At 41.2% G+C, this 16732-nt stretch carries 20 protein-coding genes; 6 read left to right on the top strand and 14 right to left on the bottom strand.

Annotated elements, in window-relative coordinates:
* Positions 1-2: 2 nt before the first annotated feature.
* On the top strand, positions 3-473 hold the full coding sequence (locus QNH36_RS08120) for a YkyB family protein (protein ID WP_251542224.1): 471 nt from the start codon (positions 3-5) through the stop codon (positions 471-473).
* Between the two features lie 46 nt (positions 474-519).
* On the opposite strand, the gene QNH36_RS08115 is transcribed toward QNH36_RS08120, so the two are convergent.
* The 3 genes from QNH36_RS08115 to QNH36_RS08105 form a co-directional block, all read right to left on the bottom strand.
* A complete protein-coding gene (locus QNH36_RS08115) occupies positions 520-1425 on the bottom strand; it encodes a chemotaxis protein (RefSeq protein ID WP_251542226.1) in 906 nt (301 codons plus the stop codon).
* Between the two features lie 179 nt (positions 1426-1604).
* Positions 1605-2174: a dihydrofolate reductase family protein gene (locus QNH36_RS08110; protein WP_144474701.1), complete on the bottom strand. Its 570-nt coding sequence runs from the start codon at positions 2172-2174 to the stop codon at positions 1605-1607.
* Between the two features lie 76 nt (positions 2175-2250).
* Positions 2251-2724 carry a DinB family protein gene (locus QNH36_RS08105; RefSeq protein WP_283905033.1) on the bottom strand — a complete coding sequence of 158 codons (474 nt, stop codon included), beginning with the start codon at positions 2722-2724 and terminating at the stop codon, positions 2251-2253.
* 136 nt (positions 2725-2860) lie between these two features.
* Here QNH36_RS08105 and QNH36_RS08100 point away from each other — a divergent pair, with 136 nt between their 5' ends.
* Complete coding sequence (locus QNH36_RS08100) at positions 2861-4006, top strand: aminotransferase A (RefSeq protein WP_283905032.1); 1146 nt, start codon at positions 2861-2863, stop codon at positions 4004-4006.
* Positions 4007-4043: 37 nt separating this feature from the next.
* Here QNH36_RS08100 and QNH36_RS08095 read toward each other — a convergent pair whose 3' ends face one another.
* The gene (locus QNH36_RS08095; RefSeq protein WP_186326637.1) at positions 4044-4220 is read right to left on the bottom strand and encodes a hypothetical protein; all 177 of its coding nucleotides are present in this window, start codon (positions 4218-4220) and stop codon (positions 4044-4046) included.
* 62 nt (positions 4221-4282) lie between these two features.
* Entirely contained in the window at positions 4283-5164 is an 882-nt protein-coding gene (locus QNH36_RS08090) for an NAD(P)-dependent oxidoreductase (RefSeq protein ID WP_283905031.1), read from the bottom strand.
* 230 nt (positions 5165-5394) lie between these two features.
* Between QNH36_RS08090 and QNH36_RS08085 the strand changes: the two genes are divergently transcribed.
* Entirely contained in the window at positions 5395-6060 is a 666-nt protein-coding gene (locus QNH36_RS08085; RefSeq protein ID WP_283905030.1) for a GNAT family N-acetyltransferase, read from the top strand.
* A gap of 540 nt (positions 6061-6600) precedes the next feature.
* On the opposite strand, the gene ptsP is transcribed toward QNH36_RS08085, so the two are convergent.
* The 7 genes from ptsP to QNH36_RS08050 all read right to left on the bottom strand — a co-directional run bounded on the left by ptsP (position 6601) and on the right by QNH36_RS08050 (position 12877).
* Positions 6601-8316 carry a phosphoenolpyruvate--protein phosphotransferase gene (ptsP, locus tag QNH36_RS08080; RefSeq protein ID WP_144474696.1) on the bottom strand — a complete coding sequence of 572 codons (1716 nt, stop codon included), beginning with the start codon at positions 8314-8316 and terminating at the stop codon, positions 6601-6603.
* Complete coding sequence (locus QNH36_RS08075) at positions 8316-8582, bottom strand: phosphocarrier protein HPr (RefSeq protein ID WP_144474695.1); 267 nt, start codon at positions 8580-8582, stop codon at positions 8316-8318. Before QNH36_RS08075 ends, ptsP begins: the two co-directional genes overlap by 1 nt.
* Before the next feature lie 310 nt (positions 8583-8892).
* Complete coding sequence (locus QNH36_RS08070; protein ID WP_283905029.1) at positions 8893-10152, bottom strand: hypothetical protein; 1260 nt, start codon at positions 10150-10152, stop codon at positions 8893-8895.
* Entirely contained in the window at positions 10149-11345 is a 1197-nt protein-coding gene (locus tag QNH36_RS08065) for a DUF58 domain-containing protein (protein WP_144474693.1), read from the bottom strand. The genes QNH36_RS08070 and QNH36_RS08065 overlap by 4 nt, the downstream gene beginning before the upstream one ends.
* A gap of 4 nt (positions 11346-11349) precedes the next feature.
* Entirely contained in the window at positions 11350-12294 is a 945-nt protein-coding gene (locus QNH36_RS08060; protein ID WP_283905028.1) for an AAA family ATPase, read from the bottom strand.
* Positions 12295-12417: 123 nt separating this feature from the next.
* The gene (locus tag QNH36_RS08055; protein ID WP_395883495.1) at positions 12418-12582 is read right to left on the bottom strand and encodes a Spo0E family sporulation regulatory protein-aspartic acid phosphatase; all 165 of its coding nucleotides are present in this window, start codon (positions 12580-12582) and stop codon (positions 12418-12420) included.
* A gap of 100 nt (positions 12583-12682) precedes the next feature.
* Positions 12683-12877, bottom strand: a complete 195-nt coding sequence (locus QNH36_RS08050) for a hypothetical protein (protein WP_144474690.1) — start codon at positions 12875-12877, stop codon at positions 12683-12685.
* Between the two features lie 307 nt (positions 12878-13184).
* Between QNH36_RS08050 and QNH36_RS08045 the strand changes: the two genes are divergently transcribed.
* The gene (locus QNH36_RS08045; protein WP_023615106.1) at positions 13185-13373 is read left to right on the top strand and encodes a YkvS family protein; all 189 of its coding nucleotides are present in this window, start codon (positions 13185-13187) and stop codon (positions 13371-13373) included.
* A 97-nt stretch (positions 13374-13470) separates the two neighbouring features.
* Here the strand turns inward: QNH36_RS08045 and QNH36_RS08040 are convergent, their stop codons facing one another.
* Positions 13471-13587, bottom strand: coding sequence for a DUF6254 family protein (locus QNH36_RS08040; protein ID WP_222125050.1), 117 nt, complete (start codon positions 13585-13587; stop codon positions 13471-13473).
* 125 nt (positions 13588-13712) lie between these two features.
* Here QNH36_RS08040 and QNH36_RS08035 point away from each other — a divergent pair, with 125 nt between their 5' ends.
* Positions 13713-14324 (top strand): CPBP family intramembrane glutamic endopeptidase, encoded by a 612-nt coding sequence (locus QNH36_RS08035; protein WP_283905027.1) that lies wholly within the window; start codon positions 13713-13715, stop codon positions 14322-14324.
* Positions 14325-14494: 170 nt separating this feature from the next.
* Positions 14495-15154, top strand: a complete 660-nt coding sequence (locus tag QNH36_RS08030) for a DUF8580 domain-containing lipoprotein (protein ID WP_251542236.1) — start codon at positions 14495-14497, stop codon at positions 15152-15154.
* A gap of 225 nt (positions 15155-15379) precedes the next feature.
* Here the strand turns inward: QNH36_RS08030 and QNH36_RS08025 are convergent, their stop codons facing one another.
* A complete protein-coding gene (locus tag QNH36_RS08025) occupies positions 15380-16429 on the bottom strand; it encodes a YkvI family membrane protein (protein WP_283905026.1) in 1050 nt (349 codons plus the stop codon).
* Positions 16430-16732: the final 303 nt, after the last annotated feature.

Here is a 16732-nt window from a genome sequence, read left to right as displayed (position 1 = left end):
AATTGAAGAATGAAAGGAACAATATTCCCCAACTCCGTCCAACGATTGAGAACCTCTCGCAAGCAATCTTCACCGTGAACCGTCATGCCAAGACTGCTCCAAATGCGAAATTTCTTTATCAGTTAAAACATGATGCGATAAAAAAAATGCTCAGGGAAGGAAAAGCCAAAAAGGCTGGTCTTCATTTTTCAAACAATCCGAGGAACAGTCAGCAGCAGTCAGACGTACTCGTGGTTTGCGGAGATTATACATTCCATATCCCGCCGACTAAGCAGGACTTTGAACTGCTGCCCCATCTGGGAAAGCTTGATCAGACAGTCCGGAATCCGAAAGCATCGATCTCATTGACCAATGCAAAGAAATTATTGTCATCCTACACTGGTTTAAAGGAGGCACAGGAAGCTTCCAGTACTGCCAGGACAAGAAAATATGCAAAGCCAGTATTCAAAAAGCTTGGCGAAAGATATCCTTAAAAGAAAGCTGGAAGCCCAGCTTTCTTTTTTTGATAGCCAATCTGCCTTATAAAATTAATTCATCAATCTTCAGGACCAGCTGTGCGATCTCCGGCTTGCTGATCTGGGCATCCGCACCCACAACACTTCCCTTATGGCGCAGCTCGTTCGTGATCAACGAAGAGAAGATGATCACCGGGAGCTTTGACAGAACCGGATGCTCCTTTATCCTCTTTGTCAGATGATGGCCATCCATCTGCGGCATTTCAATATCCGTGATCACAAGCTGGACTGCCCCTGGCAGCTCCTGTGGATTTCCTGCCAGGTGTTCAAGATAAGTGATTGCATCCTGCCCATTCTCGAAGAACTCCAGGTTATCGAATCCTGCTTCACTCAATGTGTCATGAAGCATTTTTCTCAGCATCGCAGAATCCTCTGCAATCACGATTTTTTTCAATGAACGCTCTCTCGGCCCCAGCTTTTTGACATCACTGATTTTTACCCCAGAATCAGGATTGATCTCAAGAAGAATCTTTTCAAAGTCCAGGAAAAGAACCATCTCTCCTCCCAGCTTGATCACACCGATCACCTGGCTCTCCTGTCCCTGATACAGATCAGATGGTTTCTCAATCTGAGTCCATGAGATACGATGAATTTGCGAAACTGTATGGACGTGGAATACCGTCTTTTGCCGATTGAATTCCGCTACTATGAACTTATCCATTTGAGGATTGGCAGATTGAGGCAGTCCTAAAGCAGACGCCACATTAATGACAGGAAGCACCTCTCCCCTCAGTTCCATGATTCCCTCCACAAATGGATGTGACTGTGGAATCTCCACGACAGGCACCGGATTGAGGATTTCTTTTACTTTCATGACATTTATGGCAAATTTATTCTGGCCGATGCCGAACTCGACAATTTCCAGTTCATTCGTGCCCGATTCTAATAAAATACTGCTATCATTCATCATGCTCTTCCTTCTCTAAAAAAAATATAAGTACTATATACCTATTATCGGCAGGTCGGCTAATACCTTTAGGCAAAAGGCCTTGTAAAAATTTTGTGTTGATAATTACATTAAAAAAGGGAACCCATTATTTATGGATTCCCCTTTAACATTCAATATTAGATTATTTATTACAATAGGTTTTAGTTACCGTGCCAATGATAAATTATTTGCACAACGCCTGAGGAAAATGTTCTTGTATTAACCATTTTTAAATTAATCCTCTGTTTTAAATCAATAAACAACGGTTTTCCTTCCCCCAATGCAACAGGGTGAATAGATAATCTAAATTCATCAACAAGCCCGAGATTTATAAAAGTTTTAATAAGACTTGCTCCGCCATATAGCCAAATGTCTTTACCAGGCTCTTGCTTCAATTTATTTACTTCTCCAAGGATATTATCATTTATGACTATTGCTTGATGATCAATCGCATTCAGTGTTCTGGAAAAAACATATTTCTTTTTACTATGAACCAGTTTCCATATTTCCTTTTCGGTATCAGGGTCATCATTTTTTGGAAAATATTGTCCCCATGAATCGTAGCTTTTCCTGCCATATAAAATAGTATCAATTTGATTCAAGAAATCAGTAAACTCCATATCAGGGTCCATGATACACCAATCAACTTCTCCATTTTTCCCTTCAATAAATCCATCTAAAGTAATTGCTAAATCTAAAATTATCCTTCTATGTTTTACGGTATTTGACATAACTACTCATCCTTTTTTGATTGTTTGTTTTTGTCGAAAAAATTTAAAGCACACCAAAAAAGGTCTGCATATGAAATCAATTTGCGACTGCCCATCCTAACACAGCATCTACTTGTTTTTGATGATGGAGATCGTGCCAGATAAAGTCCGCAAAATATGCACCAGTCGTCATTTGATGGTCGGAAATTTTGAATGAGACTGCAAGAGCGTCTTGATTCATGTGTTCAAGCATTCCATGGAACTCTTGACGGACCTCAAGGAGTTCATCAAGGATTTGGTCCTTTGTCGCATTATTTTCAGCATATTCACGCGCCTTGTCATTGATTTCCTGAAAATCAGGAAATGATGGCAAAACTGCGTCTTCTTTAAAATACGGAAATCGCTCCTCCAATGAAAATTTATCCCAGAAGAGCAGATGGGATACTACCGCGGCTACCGTCCATTTCCCCTCTCCCAGCGGCATAAGCCATTCACTGGCGTCAAGATTTCTCAATGATTGGATCCAGATATCAAACTCTGTATAATGTTTTTTGATTTGTTCCAAGTCCAAGCGGAACACCCCTTTCCATTTCTACCTAAATTAATATTCTCTGCTTCTTTCATTAACCCTTTTTCCTTTTAGATGAATTTACAACTTTCCACTTTAACATGGTAAAATAGGAATGATAATGGGAGGGATGTCATACGTGGAGCATTTAATTAATAATCGGGTTAAAAACATAGAGATCTCAGGCATCAGGAAATTTTTCAACATGGTTGCCCATGTAGAAGATATGGTTTCTTTGACAATCGGCCAGCCTGACTTCAAAACCCCTGAACATGTTAAAGAAGCAGGCAAGCAGGCTATAGGATCTAATATCACTACATATACACATAATGCCGGTCTGATTCAGCTAAGAGAGGCCGCAGCGGATTTCTACAGAGATAAGTACCATGTTTCTTATTCAGCTGAACAAGAAACAATCATCACAGTTGGCGCAAGTGAAGCGATTGATATCACCTTCCGGACCATCCTTGATGAAGGCTGTGAGGTGATCCTGCCCGGTCCTGTTTATCCAGGATACGAGCCAATCATCAAGCTTTGCGGTGCTACCCCAATCTATGCGGACATCAGGAAAACCGGATTTCGGATGACAGCCGCGTTGATTAAGGGCCTGATTACCGAAAAAACAAGGTGTATTGTCCTTCCATATCCATCGAATCCTACCGGGGTCAGCCTGAATGAGACCGAACTCAAAGAAATTACAAAACTCCTGATGGACAAGGATATTTTTGTGCTGGCTGATGAAATATACAGTGAACTGGTTTACGAGCAGGAACATATATCAATTGCGCAATTCCTGAAGGAACAGACAATTGTCATAAACGGGCTTTCCAAATCACACTCAATGACAGGCTGGCGGATAGGCATGCTTTTTGCGCCTGAATATCTGGCGAAACATATTCTGAAGGTACATCAATACAATGTGACCTGTGCAACTTCGATTTCACAAATGGCTGCGCTGGAGGCTTTGACGGCAGGGGTTGATGACGCATTGCCAATGAAAAAGGAGTATGCCATTAGGCGCGATTATGTATTCAAAAGACTCACCTCCATGGGCCTTGATGTCATCAAGCCTGAAGGAGCGTTCTACTTTTTCATTAAAATTCCGGAAAGCAATATTTCCTCATTTGATTTTTGCATGGATTTAGTCAAAGAAGCAAAGCTGGCAGTTGTTCCGGGGAGTGCTTTCTCTGAATTTGGAGAGGGGTATTTCCGCCTTTCCTATGCATATTCTATGGATACCCTAAAAGAAGGGCTTGACCGTTTGGAAAGATATTTACGACAATAATTTGAAAGCCGTTCCCCTACAGGGGAACGGCTTTTTATTATCCCTTGAATTTCCCGTTATTCTTAGGAGCTTTCTCTTTTTTCGCCTTATCTTTATGAATCTTATTTGTCGCCGCACTGCCAATCTCATGTGAGAACTCAGAATCAATGACAGCAGAGTCGAAACCCTTTTTGTTCTTTTGCTGCGGATCGTTCTTTTTTGTCCTTTTAGCCATAGAAATCCCCTCCTTTAGGTTTTAGTATCTTTACCTGGGGAGGGGTCTATGACTAGCAAATATTATGATTGTTTCCAGTACTTATATAACGCCTGTGTACCGCTGTTTTCTTCGCCTTTTTCCGCAAGCTGCTCATACAATGAAAGAGCCATCGAGAGTCCAGGCACTTCCATGTCCATCCGTTTCGCTTCATCGAGGGCTATTTTCATATCCTTGATGAAATGCTTGATAAAGAAACCAGGCTCGAAATTGCCTGCTATCATCCTTGGTGCCAGGTTTGACAGTGACCAGCTGCCTGCAGCACCGGTAGAAATGCTTTTCAATACGGTCTCAGGATCAAGGCCGGCCTTTTCGGCGTAGATGATTGCCTCACATACACCGATCATGTTCGATGCTATGGCAATCTGGTTGGCCATCTTTGTGTGCTGGCCTGCACCAGGCTCTCCTTGATGCACGATATTCGTGCCCAGTATATTAAGCAGCGGTTCCACTTCAAGGAAGGCCTCGTCATCACTGCCGACCATAATCGCGAGCCTTGCTTCCCGGGCACCTACATCACCGCCGGAAACAGGAGCATCAATCGCATGGATTCCTTTTTCTTTTGCTGCCTCATAAATCTTCTTTGCCAGGGATGGAGTGGATGTTGTCATATCAATCAGATAACTGCCAGGCTTCCCATTGGCGATTAGTCCCTCCTCGCCCAAATAAACCTCTTCTACATCTGATGGGTAACCAACGATTGTAAAAACAACATCCGCTTTTTGGGCAACCTCACGTGGTGACTCTGACCAGACCGCACCTTTTTCCAGCAATTCAGCAGCCTTTTCTTTTGTTCTGGTAAAAACCGTCAGCTGATAGCCTGCTTCAAGCAGATGACCTGCCATGCTTTTCCCCATCACACCAGTTCCGATGAATCCAATTACAGTATCTTCTTTGGATAGCATATGTACTCCTTCTTCCCTCTTTAATTTTAAATATATTCTAACATTAGAATCAAAAAAGGCCGAGAAATTAATCCCGGCCTCCAGAGCGATCTACCATTTTTTATGCGAATCATTATGTTACCCTTTCTTTGATCTTTTTAAACAATCGACTTTATTTAATGGAACACAAGTTGACCTTGTGTGCCCGAACTTTTTATACTGTGGTTATGACGACTTTTCGAGGTGCGAACATGTTTTATAAAGAGATTTATGTTTACGATAATAATAAACCTGTCAAGGCAACGTTTAGAAATTATACGAGAGACGATTTTGACCAGTTAATCCGTGTCCAGCAGGAAGCCTTTCCCCCGCCATTTCCGGAAGAACTCTGGTGGAATGAAGAGCAGCTGACAAATCATATTAGCTTGTTCCCAGAAGGGGCTATATGTGTTGAAGTTGGCGGCCGCATTGCAGGGTCGATCACCGGCCTGATTGTTGAAATGAAAAAGGGTGATGAAGAACATTCCTGGGCTGATATTACCGATAATGGCTATATCCGGAACCATGATCCGGACGGCAACACCCTTTATATTGTAGATATTTGCATCAGCCCTGCCTATCGTAAATTGGGACTTGGAAAATGGATGATGCAATGCATGTATGAGACAGTTGTTCATTTAGGATTGGATAGACTTTTGGGAGGCGGCAGGATGCCAGGTTATCACGCATTCTCTGCACAAATGTCAATTGACCAGTATGTAGAAAAAGTTCTAGATGGTGAATTGAGGGATCCGGTCGTTTCCTTTTTGCTCCGCTGCGGCCGTACTCCGGTAAAACCGGTAGCCAATTATCTGGAAGATGAAGAATCACTGAATTATGGAATGCTGATGGAGTGGAAAAACCCATTTAAAGTTTAAGAAGCTGACCTGCTGTTGCGTGACAGGCACCTTTTTTATTTGTACAGTCATTAGGGGCAGCCGTTATCAGCACTTTACCTATCCGGTGAGTATTGTTTTTGACAGTTTTGATGCTCTTCCTTATGAACTTGTCGGAAGTTGGACTGGTTTTTGACAGGTTTCCTGCTATTTTCTCTAGAGCTGTCCGAAGTTGATCTTGCTTCGGACAGCTTTTTTGCTTTTTCCTGCAAACCTGTCTGAAGGTGCTCTTGCTTCGGACAGCTTTTCTGCTTTTCCCTTCAAACCTGTCCGAAGTGGCTCCTGCTTCGGACAACTTTTCTGCTTTTCCCTTCAAACCTGTCCGAAGTTGTTACTGCCGGACATCCCGCCTTTAAATTTAATGCGAATTGGCTTTTAGACACAAAAAAATGCCGGCTGTTTAACAGCCGGCCAAATCTGGGGGAAAATGAGAATGATTAGCTTACTTTCAGTCTAACCAAAGTGCTTATTCATATATACCCGCCATCTATAGGGTAAAACATTTTTTGTATTACAAATATATTACAAAGCGACTGCTTTGTTTACTGCTTCGACTACTTCTTCTGTGGTGCTCATGTTTAAGACGTCAGAAGCCAGCTTTTCCATATCGGCTTTGTTCAGGTTTCTGATCAAAGAGCGTGCTTTCAGGATTGAAGAAGCACTCATTGAGAACTCATCAAGACCTAAACCAAGCAAAATCGGAATAGCAGTTTCGTCACCGGCCATTTCCCCGCACATGCCAGCCCATTTGCCTTCTTTATGCGCTGCATCAATAACCATTTTCACAAGACGAAGGATGGACGGATTATACGGCTGGTACAAGTAGGATACCTGCTGGTTCATCCTGTCTGCAGCCATCGTATATTGAATAAGGTCATTTGTTCCGATACTGAAGAAGTCAACTTCCTTTGCGAACTGGTCTGCAAGGACCGCAGTTGAAGGGATTTCGACCATGATTCCAAGTTCGATGTGGTCGGCAACCTTGATGCCTTCCTCTACAAGCTTAGCTTTCTCTTCTTCCAGCATCGCTTTTGCTTGCCTGAATTCATTAAGAGTAGCGATCATCGGGAACATGATCTTCAGGTTGCCATGAACGCTGGCACGCAATAGAGCGCGTAACTGTGTACGGAAAATATCTACTTCCTCCAGGCAAAGACGGATTGCCCTGAAACCAAGGAAAGGATTCATTTCTTTTGGCAAGTCAAGATATGGAAGTTCTTTGTCACCGCCGATATCCAATGTGCGGACTACGACTGGCTTGCCTTCCATGCCTTCAAGAACAGCCTTGTATGCTGTAAACTGTTCCTCTTCAGTAGGAAGCTGGTCCCTGTCCATATAGAGGAATTCCGTACGGTATAGTCCTACAGCCTCACCGCCATTTTCGACAACACCCTTTAAATCCTTCGGTGTCCCGATGTTCGCGGCAAGCTCTACATGATGGCCATCAGCTGTTACTGATTTTTCATTAACAAGCTTTGCCCATTCTGCTTTTTGCTTCTCAAAGTCTTCCTGAATCTGTTTATATGCATCAAGAACCTCTGGAGTCGGATTGAAATGAACTTCACCTTTCAACCCATCCACAACAACGAGATCGCCGTTATTGATTTCTTCTGTAGCTGCCTTGGTGCCGACAACCGCAGGAATTTCCATGGAACGAGCCATGATTGCAGAATGTGATGTACGGCCGCCAATATTGGTTGTAAAACCTTTTACAAACTGGCGATTTAACTGGGCTGTATCTGAAGGAGTCAAATCCTCAGCGACAATAACCACTTCTTCGGCAATCATGCTTGGATTAGGAATTTGGATTCCCAAAAGATGTGCAAGCACTCGCTTTGTTACATCGCGGATATCTGCTGCACGTTCTTTCATATATTCATTGTCCATAGATTCGAACATGCCAATGAACATATCAGCAGTTTCTTTCAATGCGTGTTCTGCATTGACATTTTCAGTTGTGATTTTATCTTCGATGGGTGAAATCAGTTCTGGATCACTTAATACTAGAAGATGTGCATCAAAAATCGCTGCTTTATCTGCACCCAAAGCTGTTCCTGCATGATCACGGATCTTTTCAAGCTCAGCTTTTGATGTCTGAAGCGCTGTCTGGAACCGTGCAACCTCTTCAGCAGGGGCATCTACCGATTTTTTTTCAAAAGAAAAATCCGGCTCGACAAGCTTATAGGCTTTTGCGATGGCAATGCCATTTGAAGCAGCAATACCCTGGAGAAAGCCCATTATTCAGCTAAGCCTTCTCTTTTAAGAGTTTCTTCCAGCGTATTAAGAGCATCTTGCTCGTCGCTTCCTTCAGCGATGATCGCGATGTCTGCACCCTGGCCGATTCCTAATGACATTACACCCATGATTGACTTAAGGTTAACCTTTTTTTCTTTATATTCTAAGTGGATTTCTGAATCGAACTTACTTGCAGCCTGAACAAGCATTGTAGCAGGGCGAGCATGGATTCCTGTTTCAGCAACAACCTTGAATTGTTTTTGTACCATACTAGATCAATCTCCTTTAAATAAATGTTTAAGATGACCATACATGATGCCTTCCGAACTAAATGGTTCAATTCAGCGAAAGGTCAAAATCTGGCCTGGCCAAAATGATATTTGTATTTTACCCATTTGTGTTGTTCTTTCACACCATATATTGTTTCCAATCATTTCCTCAGAAATATGGATTGGCATCCCACACAAAAGAATAGCATTTCACCCCACTATAGACAATGAAAAAACCTTGTTTTTTAAAGGTTTTGCGCATTTTTTTTAGTAAAACGTTTTCATTTTAACGAAATTGTGACAAAAGATTTTAATTTCGTTTTAAAATGTTTCTTAAGGTGTCTTTCAGTCCTGTTTTATTTTCTTCTTTGTAAAGTTTTTCAAGTGAAATTAGTTGTTTCTTGATGGCCTTGATATCCTCTTTGAACCAGCCTTCTACAGGTTCTTCCTGATCATTACCATATCTTACTTTTTCATATGTCCGGATGGTTCTGTGATCGTATAGAATACCGAGTCTTTCAAACCATTCATTGATTGATTCAAAATTAAGTCTCCCAAGATCTCTTTTATGTGCGAATTTTTCCAGTTGAAAAATCTCTTTCCGTACTTGATTGGCGGGCATTGCCATCCGCTTCCTTGAAAGCAGGTTATTCAGTGAAGAATCATTGAAGGGAGTATTTGTGACAAACCCAGCCTGGATTTCACTCGTTCCTTGTTCTTTTTTAAACAAACTTGTTTTTTTATAAATAAAATAAAAAGCGATTACCACTAAAAACACAAAAAGGATTGGTCCCCAGAAATTCGGATCAAAACCCAGCTTGGCCGTCTCAAAAGAATGGGCATCTTCCACATTCGGCTTTCTGTTTGGGAGGACTTTACTTGCCCTTTCCTGTAGGGGAGGAGAGGCAATCCATGAGAAAAGTGGATATAACAGCAGGGAAAGAATCCATCCAATTGCTTGCAGGACAAAAAAGAATGATTCCTTTAAAAGATTTCTTCCGAAGGTCAGTGCAGCGACCAGAAGCAGCATTCCACCCAGCAGGCTGGAATACGTAAATGCGAACCTATTTTTCGCAGCCGTTTCAATATCCAGCCATTTTAGCAAAAATTGCCCCGATAAGATAAACATCAACTGAAAAATCAAAAGGATCGCGATCTGCATTAAATAGCTCCCGCCATAAAAATACCCAAGCGGGGAAACGAACACTCCTGCGAGAAAGGTGACGACAAGCCAAACGCTTTCCGAATGACTTGTAGAATCCTCATGAAATTTCAGGGTCCTCCAAAAGACCATTACTGCGGTGGTCCCTGTATAAAAAAGATCCAGTCCGCTTATATTTCCAAGCAGGACAATCAACGGCAGGATGACAAGTACATACACTGGCTTGGCAAAATTCGGCTTTTTCTCCAACAGGATCGCGAAAACCAATGAGGCTGCCGCAGCTATAGCCATCATTGCAGTCAATGGCATTTGCTGTGAGGATAACAAATGCATAATCACAAAAATCAGACTGGCAAAGGTCCATTCGATATAAAAGCGAAAAAAGACATGCAAGACACGAATATTCATTTGCCGGCCACATCCTTTAACACGGTTTTTAGTGGTTCAAGGTATCCACCTTCGTTATGTTGTTGCAGTTGAAAAAGCTGTACCCCTTCCCTTGACCACTCTTGCATATAGCCATCTGTCCTTGGTGTACGGACCCCAGCATATATCATGACGGGTGCGAGCGCCAAATGCCTTTTATAGAAGAAAAGCAATTGTTCATGCGGAATGGTGGGAGAGTGAAAATCGGCAATCGCCAATAAATCCAGGAGCTTTTGCAGATGATCCTTTCCAGAACCTAATGGAAGATAGGTAAAAGGCGTCAACCCGGCAGACCTTATGTTCATGCAAAGGGAGAAAGGGATATTGTTCCGATGAAAAAAGTAACCCATTTCCGCAATGCTGCTCATTAAAAATTCAAGCTTGCTGGTTACTGAATACCCATCAGAAACGTTGATCAACAAAACGGCTCCAGCCTCATTGATCCTTTCAAATTCCTTTGTCTGCAATGTCATTCTCCTTGCACTTGCTTTCCAGTTAATTCTGTTGAAGCTGTCGGTTGGCAGATAATCCCTTGTTCCAACCGGTCCCATGTTATCTTCAAAAACAGAGAAAATAGATGGGCTGTTTCCAGGCTTGACTGATTTGTGGCGATCAATATTGTTCACCGATAGCGGTTTTGGATAGACAAGTGTCTCCATATTGATCACATCGGTAAATTCAAGAATCGTGTCCCCGAAGCCAAAAAAATGCGGAATATGAAGCTCCAGCTTCCTGATTTTCGATAGTCCCCGCTTTTCAGCAAGAAAAGGAATATGAATGTTGGCTTTTTCTTTTCGTCCGATCGAAAACGGCAGGGTGACATCTACTCTTGATTGATGGATATAATATTCAGCTGAAGCAGGGACAACTGCACTGTCAAAATAAATAGAGATATTCCCTTTCATGATTGGCAGCCCCTGATTGAGGAAATGAAGGTTCCAATCCCCCCGGTCTCCAATGAAAAAGCGATTGCGATTCCGGTTGTTCTCAAAAAACAGTCCCTCTCCTATATGTTTTAAATAATAGGAATTGGCGAATGCCAGAAAAATGATCAGAATGCCGACTCCGAAAATCAGCCAGGAGTTTATGTAAAAGCTTACAATCACCAATAAAATACCGAGAAATGCCAGAATGGACAAAAAGCGATCCTCAATCACGTTTTTTTTCCATTGCATGGCATCAAACCTCAGCTTCTACCGGAAGCGGGATAGATTCCAGCAAATCCTCGACTACTTTTTCCGGCGTCATCGTCAGTGAAGCCTCTGCGGACAGATAAATTCTGTGGGCAAGGACGAATGGAGCCATTTCCTTTATATCATTCGGCACCACAAAGCTCCGTCCCTTAACAAGTGCTCTGCCTTGTGCTGCTTTTACTAGAGCAAGCGTTCCACGGGGACTGATGCCTAATTCGATGGATCCATGATTCCTTGTTTCCCTTGTGATTTTCAATAGATACTCTTCAACCACATCAGCCAGCTTAACCTTCCTTAGTTCCTGCTTAAGAAAGAGGATATCTTCCTCTTTAAAGACAGCAATGATTTCTGCAGCTTCAGTTCCAAATCTGTGCTTTTTGATCATTTCTTTTTCTTCATTGATATCTGGATACCCAAGTGAAAGTTTAATGAAGAAACGGTCCATCTGGGCAACAGGCAGCTGGAAGGTACCCTGCTGTGATTCAACCGGGTTTTGTGTTGCAATGACAAGAAAAGGAGTGTTCAGCGGAATCGTATGTCCATCGATTGTCACCTGATGTTCTTCCATTGCTTCCAGCAAACTAGACTGTGTTCTTGGGGTGGCACGGTTAATTTCATCTGCTAAAAGGATATTGGTTACCACAGGACCTGGTTTCAATTCAAACTCCTGCAGCTTCGGATTGAAGAACTGGATGCCGGTTATGTCACTTGGCAAAACGTCTGGTGTAAACTGGACCCTTGAAAACTTTCCCGTTATGACGTTTGCGAATGTTTTCGCAAGAAGCGTTTTTCCTGTTCCCGGCACACTTTCCATTAAGATATGGCCATCATTCAAAAGGGATATGACCATCATTTCTACTTCCTGGTCCCGTCCGACCACAACCTTCCTAATTTCGTCCTTCAGCTGTTCAAGCTTGTCTATTAACTCCATCCCTCATCATCCCCCTCATATTTCTTATAAGGCCTTAAAAAAGTTTATCATCAGCAAATAAATATGTGAATTTTCAACCAATTAGAGATATAAAAAAGACACTGCTTAAGTGTCTCTCAACATTCATTTTGATAATGGCTGAATTTCTTCCTGAAAAATATTTAACAGCCGATCAAGTTCCTGGCTTACTGATATGGTCTGGACGCTTAGAAAACCTGTTTCTTTTGCCGAATAAATCATTTCTTCTCGTTTTTGTTCGATTTCTTTTTTTATTCTATTACGGCACATAGTTTCCATCTGCGATCACCTCATCAGTCTATGTTAATATTTTACTACTATTCCACTAATAGGTATAGTACATTTTTCCCCTTTAACATAGGTAATCGGATTAGCTCCTTGGTTCATCCATATATTGATAAATGACATCTCCGCCTCTTTGGGCAATACCCCTGAAATATTTAAAGTCTTCTCTCTTAACAATCACTTCACGGAAAACCATAAAATCCTGCTTCGCAACAAAAATCTCTTCAACCTCTCTATTTTTCAAGTTTTCGAGCATTCTTTCAGCTTGTTCCTTGTCCATATTTCACACCCCTTATAACTAATAGGTTAAAACCATTTTATATCCTATTGTTCAATTTGCAAATTGCAATCTTACAGATACATGTTTTCGAACTTAATTAAATGGGAAAAATCCTAAAAAACTTTTAAAATTTTTTCTGGATAGAAATGTTATTTTTCTATATAATAAAAATATAAATTGAATTTTCTAAATTTTAAATTTGAAAATTTCGTGAACATTTAAACTTTATTACAGATTTTTCTTTACGCATTGAAATATTTAAGGCAAAATGTTAGTAATTCGAAATATAACGAAGGAGCGAGGTTATTTGAAGAAAGCTGAAGTTGGAAATGTAATCGAATTCAAAGAAGGATTACAGGGAGTTGTGGAAAAGGTAAATGAGAATTCTGTCATTGTTGATTTAACATATATGAACAATTTCAGGGATTTGGAACTGGACCAGCGTACAGTAATCAATCATAAAAATTATAAAATTGTAAAAGAAACAGCCTATTAATATATTTTATGCAAGAAGAAAAAAGCAGCCTTGGCTGCTTTTTCTTCTTTGGTAAACATTCCGGCTGCGGAGCTGCGTTCCGGCTCTTCAAATTTTTCTATTCCTTTGTTTCTTTGCCAGCTAATTCCTTGTACGATTTAACTTTCCCGTGAGGATGCTGGTCCTGTTTGCGGACAGTCCAATTACGCTCCTTTTCGCGTTTCGATTGAGACATGCTCTTCCCTCCCATCGTTTTTCGTTCTGTCTTAACATACCCCATCTTGTAGAAATCTTTTCCTTACAACTTTAATGAATTATTTGGTACAATAAATTTTGTTTCTGGAAAGGGGTTTATCGAGAATGAAGAAATGGATGGCGGATCCCAGACTGATTCTGGGCATTTTAATCGCGCATCTTCTTATGTTTTTTACCTTCGAGGATCAAAACGTTTTCTGGTATATTTTCACAGCTTCAATGCTTGTTCTTATAAGCTTTTCTATCATCCATGAAGAAATCGAGGACAATGCATCCACACTCTCTTATTTAACATTAGGAATTGTTTCAGGAGCAGGTTTATTTGGTCTCTTTTGGTTCGGAAGTTTATTGATTGAATTGCTGAACCTGCCTTTTTCAGGTCAAATCACCCGCCTGTACAGCAGATTTTCTCCTGAATTATTCTGGCATTATATTGTACTTGTCTTGATTATTGCTCCTGGAGAGGAAATTTTTTGGCGGGGATTCATTCAAAAACGACTTAGTCAATACTTTGGAATGAAAATGACGATTGGTTTATCTGTACTTCTATATTCTTCTGTCCATTTCTATTCCGGTCAATTCATTCTGATACTGGCTGCAGTGATCGCCGGCCTTGCATGGAGCATTTTATATGCGTGGAAACGGAGCATGCCGCTGGTGATTGTATCCCATATTGTTTTTGATTTATTATTATTTGTTTTTCTTCCTCTCAGGTAGCAATGAAAATAATGAATCCTGAAAATGACCCACGCTGGCTCGTGGGTCATTTTCATTATTGTCGGAAGAGACATGTCCATGTTATTTTGATAAGGGATTGTAACATTCTTTCTTTTTTTTCGTCTAAAATTGTAGAAAACATCAAATGAAATAACAGGGGGCAATTCGACATGAACAAATTAGTAAAACCAATCGCACTCATTGGCTTGTCGGCATTTATCATTTCAGGCTGCGGATCCGCAGAAGAGTCTGAAAAAGCAGTGAAAAAGACACCTGAATCACAGCAGGCATCTGCACCGGAAGCTGCGAATGAAGAGCAGCAAGCGGCGGAACAGGAAAAGACCAATGAAGAAGGCCTGATCCGAATCATGGAACAGAACCTTGATTATACATTGAATGGAGAACAGAAGCAGCAAACCGGTTTTCTAAAGTATAACGATAATCAAAATTATTCAATGTATGTCTTGCCTGATTATGAATTGACAGCAGAAGAACCAAACAAAGATGTTCTGATGTTGACCGAGGATGACAGTATCTTCATGAGGATAGAACTGCTTCCAGCAGATGCAGAATGGGAAATGGTTGAAGAAAACGCAAAGGCGCAGCTGGCCGCAGTCGGGCCTGAGGTAAATGAAACTGAAATTCCTGAGGATCCATTTTTCAGCAATGCCTGGGGTATGGAAACAAAAAACGGAGCAGACAATGTTACCACCTACCTTATTAAAAATGAAGAACAGCCTTTGAAGCTTACTCTATTCACAAAAGAAGGTTCTGATCATCGTGATGCCTTCATCCAAATGGCGAAGACAATCATGAAAGAAGAGAAATAAATAAAAAAAGAAGGGCACCCCCCTTCTTTTTTTTTTAGGCTCTTTTCTCAAACTTTGTTGCTATTGACTACTAAATGGGATTGAATGACCTAGTTTTCTTTATAAAATTCAAGCTTATTATGAGAAAAGAGCTTGCACACTTAAAAACGAACTACAAAATTGCTTATAGCACGTTAAAATCGGCTTTAAGATTTTAACAACAATCTTTACGAAAACAGCCTTTTTTTATGATCGATTTGTTAAATTGACAGGCTTCATCCACAGTAAGACAATGAATACTAAGCTGATATAGCCGAATACCGGATACAGGAACGAAAGAAGTGTTCCATAATCAATCAAGCTGATGAAATAACAGATCAGGAAGAGAAAAGAGACAATCAGCATGCTTGGCACTTTGATATGTTTTTGTATCTGTCTTTCCAGACCATAGATATTGCCGATTACAGATGTGAAAATTTCACCATAAACAATTAAGACAAATATCCAATAAAGGCTGGCTGCCAGCTGTTTCATGATAACCGCCATCGGAATCTCGAATGTATCGAATCCTGGAAGCATAATCAAAGTCAAGTGACTTGAGAGCAAAATCAATGTCAGTGCAATTCCCCCAAGAATCCCCCCCCACTTAACTGTCTGATCGTCCTTTATCTCTGCCGCGACAGGTACAAGCACCGCCTGGGCAAGAGACAGGTTCAGTGCCGTATAGGAAAACGGGCCGATTACGGCTTTCCAGCCATCCTCGGCATATGGAATAAACACAACCTGTTCAAAAAAACCAGGCAATTTGACTGACAGGGAAAATAGAATCAGGCTGAACAAGATCATCATCGGAACCACAAAAGTATTAACTGCAAAAACGCCCTTTAGGCCGACTACCATTACTGCAAGTGACAAAGCAATCGTTACAATGATTCCAAGTGATTTCGTTAATCCCAGTTGTTCCTCAAATACAGCCCCGGCTCCGGAAAGCATAACAGCACAAACGCCAAGAAGCATGAACAGCATCAATATATTAATGATCCTTCCAAAAAATCGCCCGAATAAATGCACATTCATTTCTTCATAAGAACGGGCACCAATGGCCGCTGCAATACGCATTAATTTAGCACCCATATATGTAAGAATGTATCCAGCCATGAACACTCCAATCAGTCCAAATATGCCAAAACGGGAAAAGAATTCAACGATTTCCCTTCCGGTCGCAAAACCAGCCCCCACCACAGTTCCGACATAAACAGCTGCAATTTGAAAGGCAGCACCCCAATTTGTTTTCAAAGCGTTCCCCTCCCTCTTCTCAATATATGTATGGAAAGACAAACCATGACGAGCTTTTTATTAAGCTCATTTCATGAACTCCGTTGCTTTCACATCATCAGTAAAAACAGCCTGCTCGGTTTTCGAATATTCCTTTCCATCCATCTCGGTGCACAGTCGAAAAGAGCCTCGAAGCCATATAGGGAGTTGAAAATGGAATTAGCCCGGAAAGCAATACTTTAGGCGAAAATAGCGTTTTATCATGAGGAGAGTATGCCCGCAATGTTATATTGAATTACCAATAATTTCTACAGACAAATATCT

The organism is Mesobacillus sp. AQ2 (genome assembly GCF_030122805.1).
GTDB lineage: Bacteria > Bacillota > Bacilli > Bacillales > Cytobacillaceae > Mesobacillus > Mesobacillus oceanisediminis_A.
The sequence above is the reverse complement of the archived record's forward strand: the minus strand, read 5'-3'. Positions and strand labels throughout refer to the sequence as shown.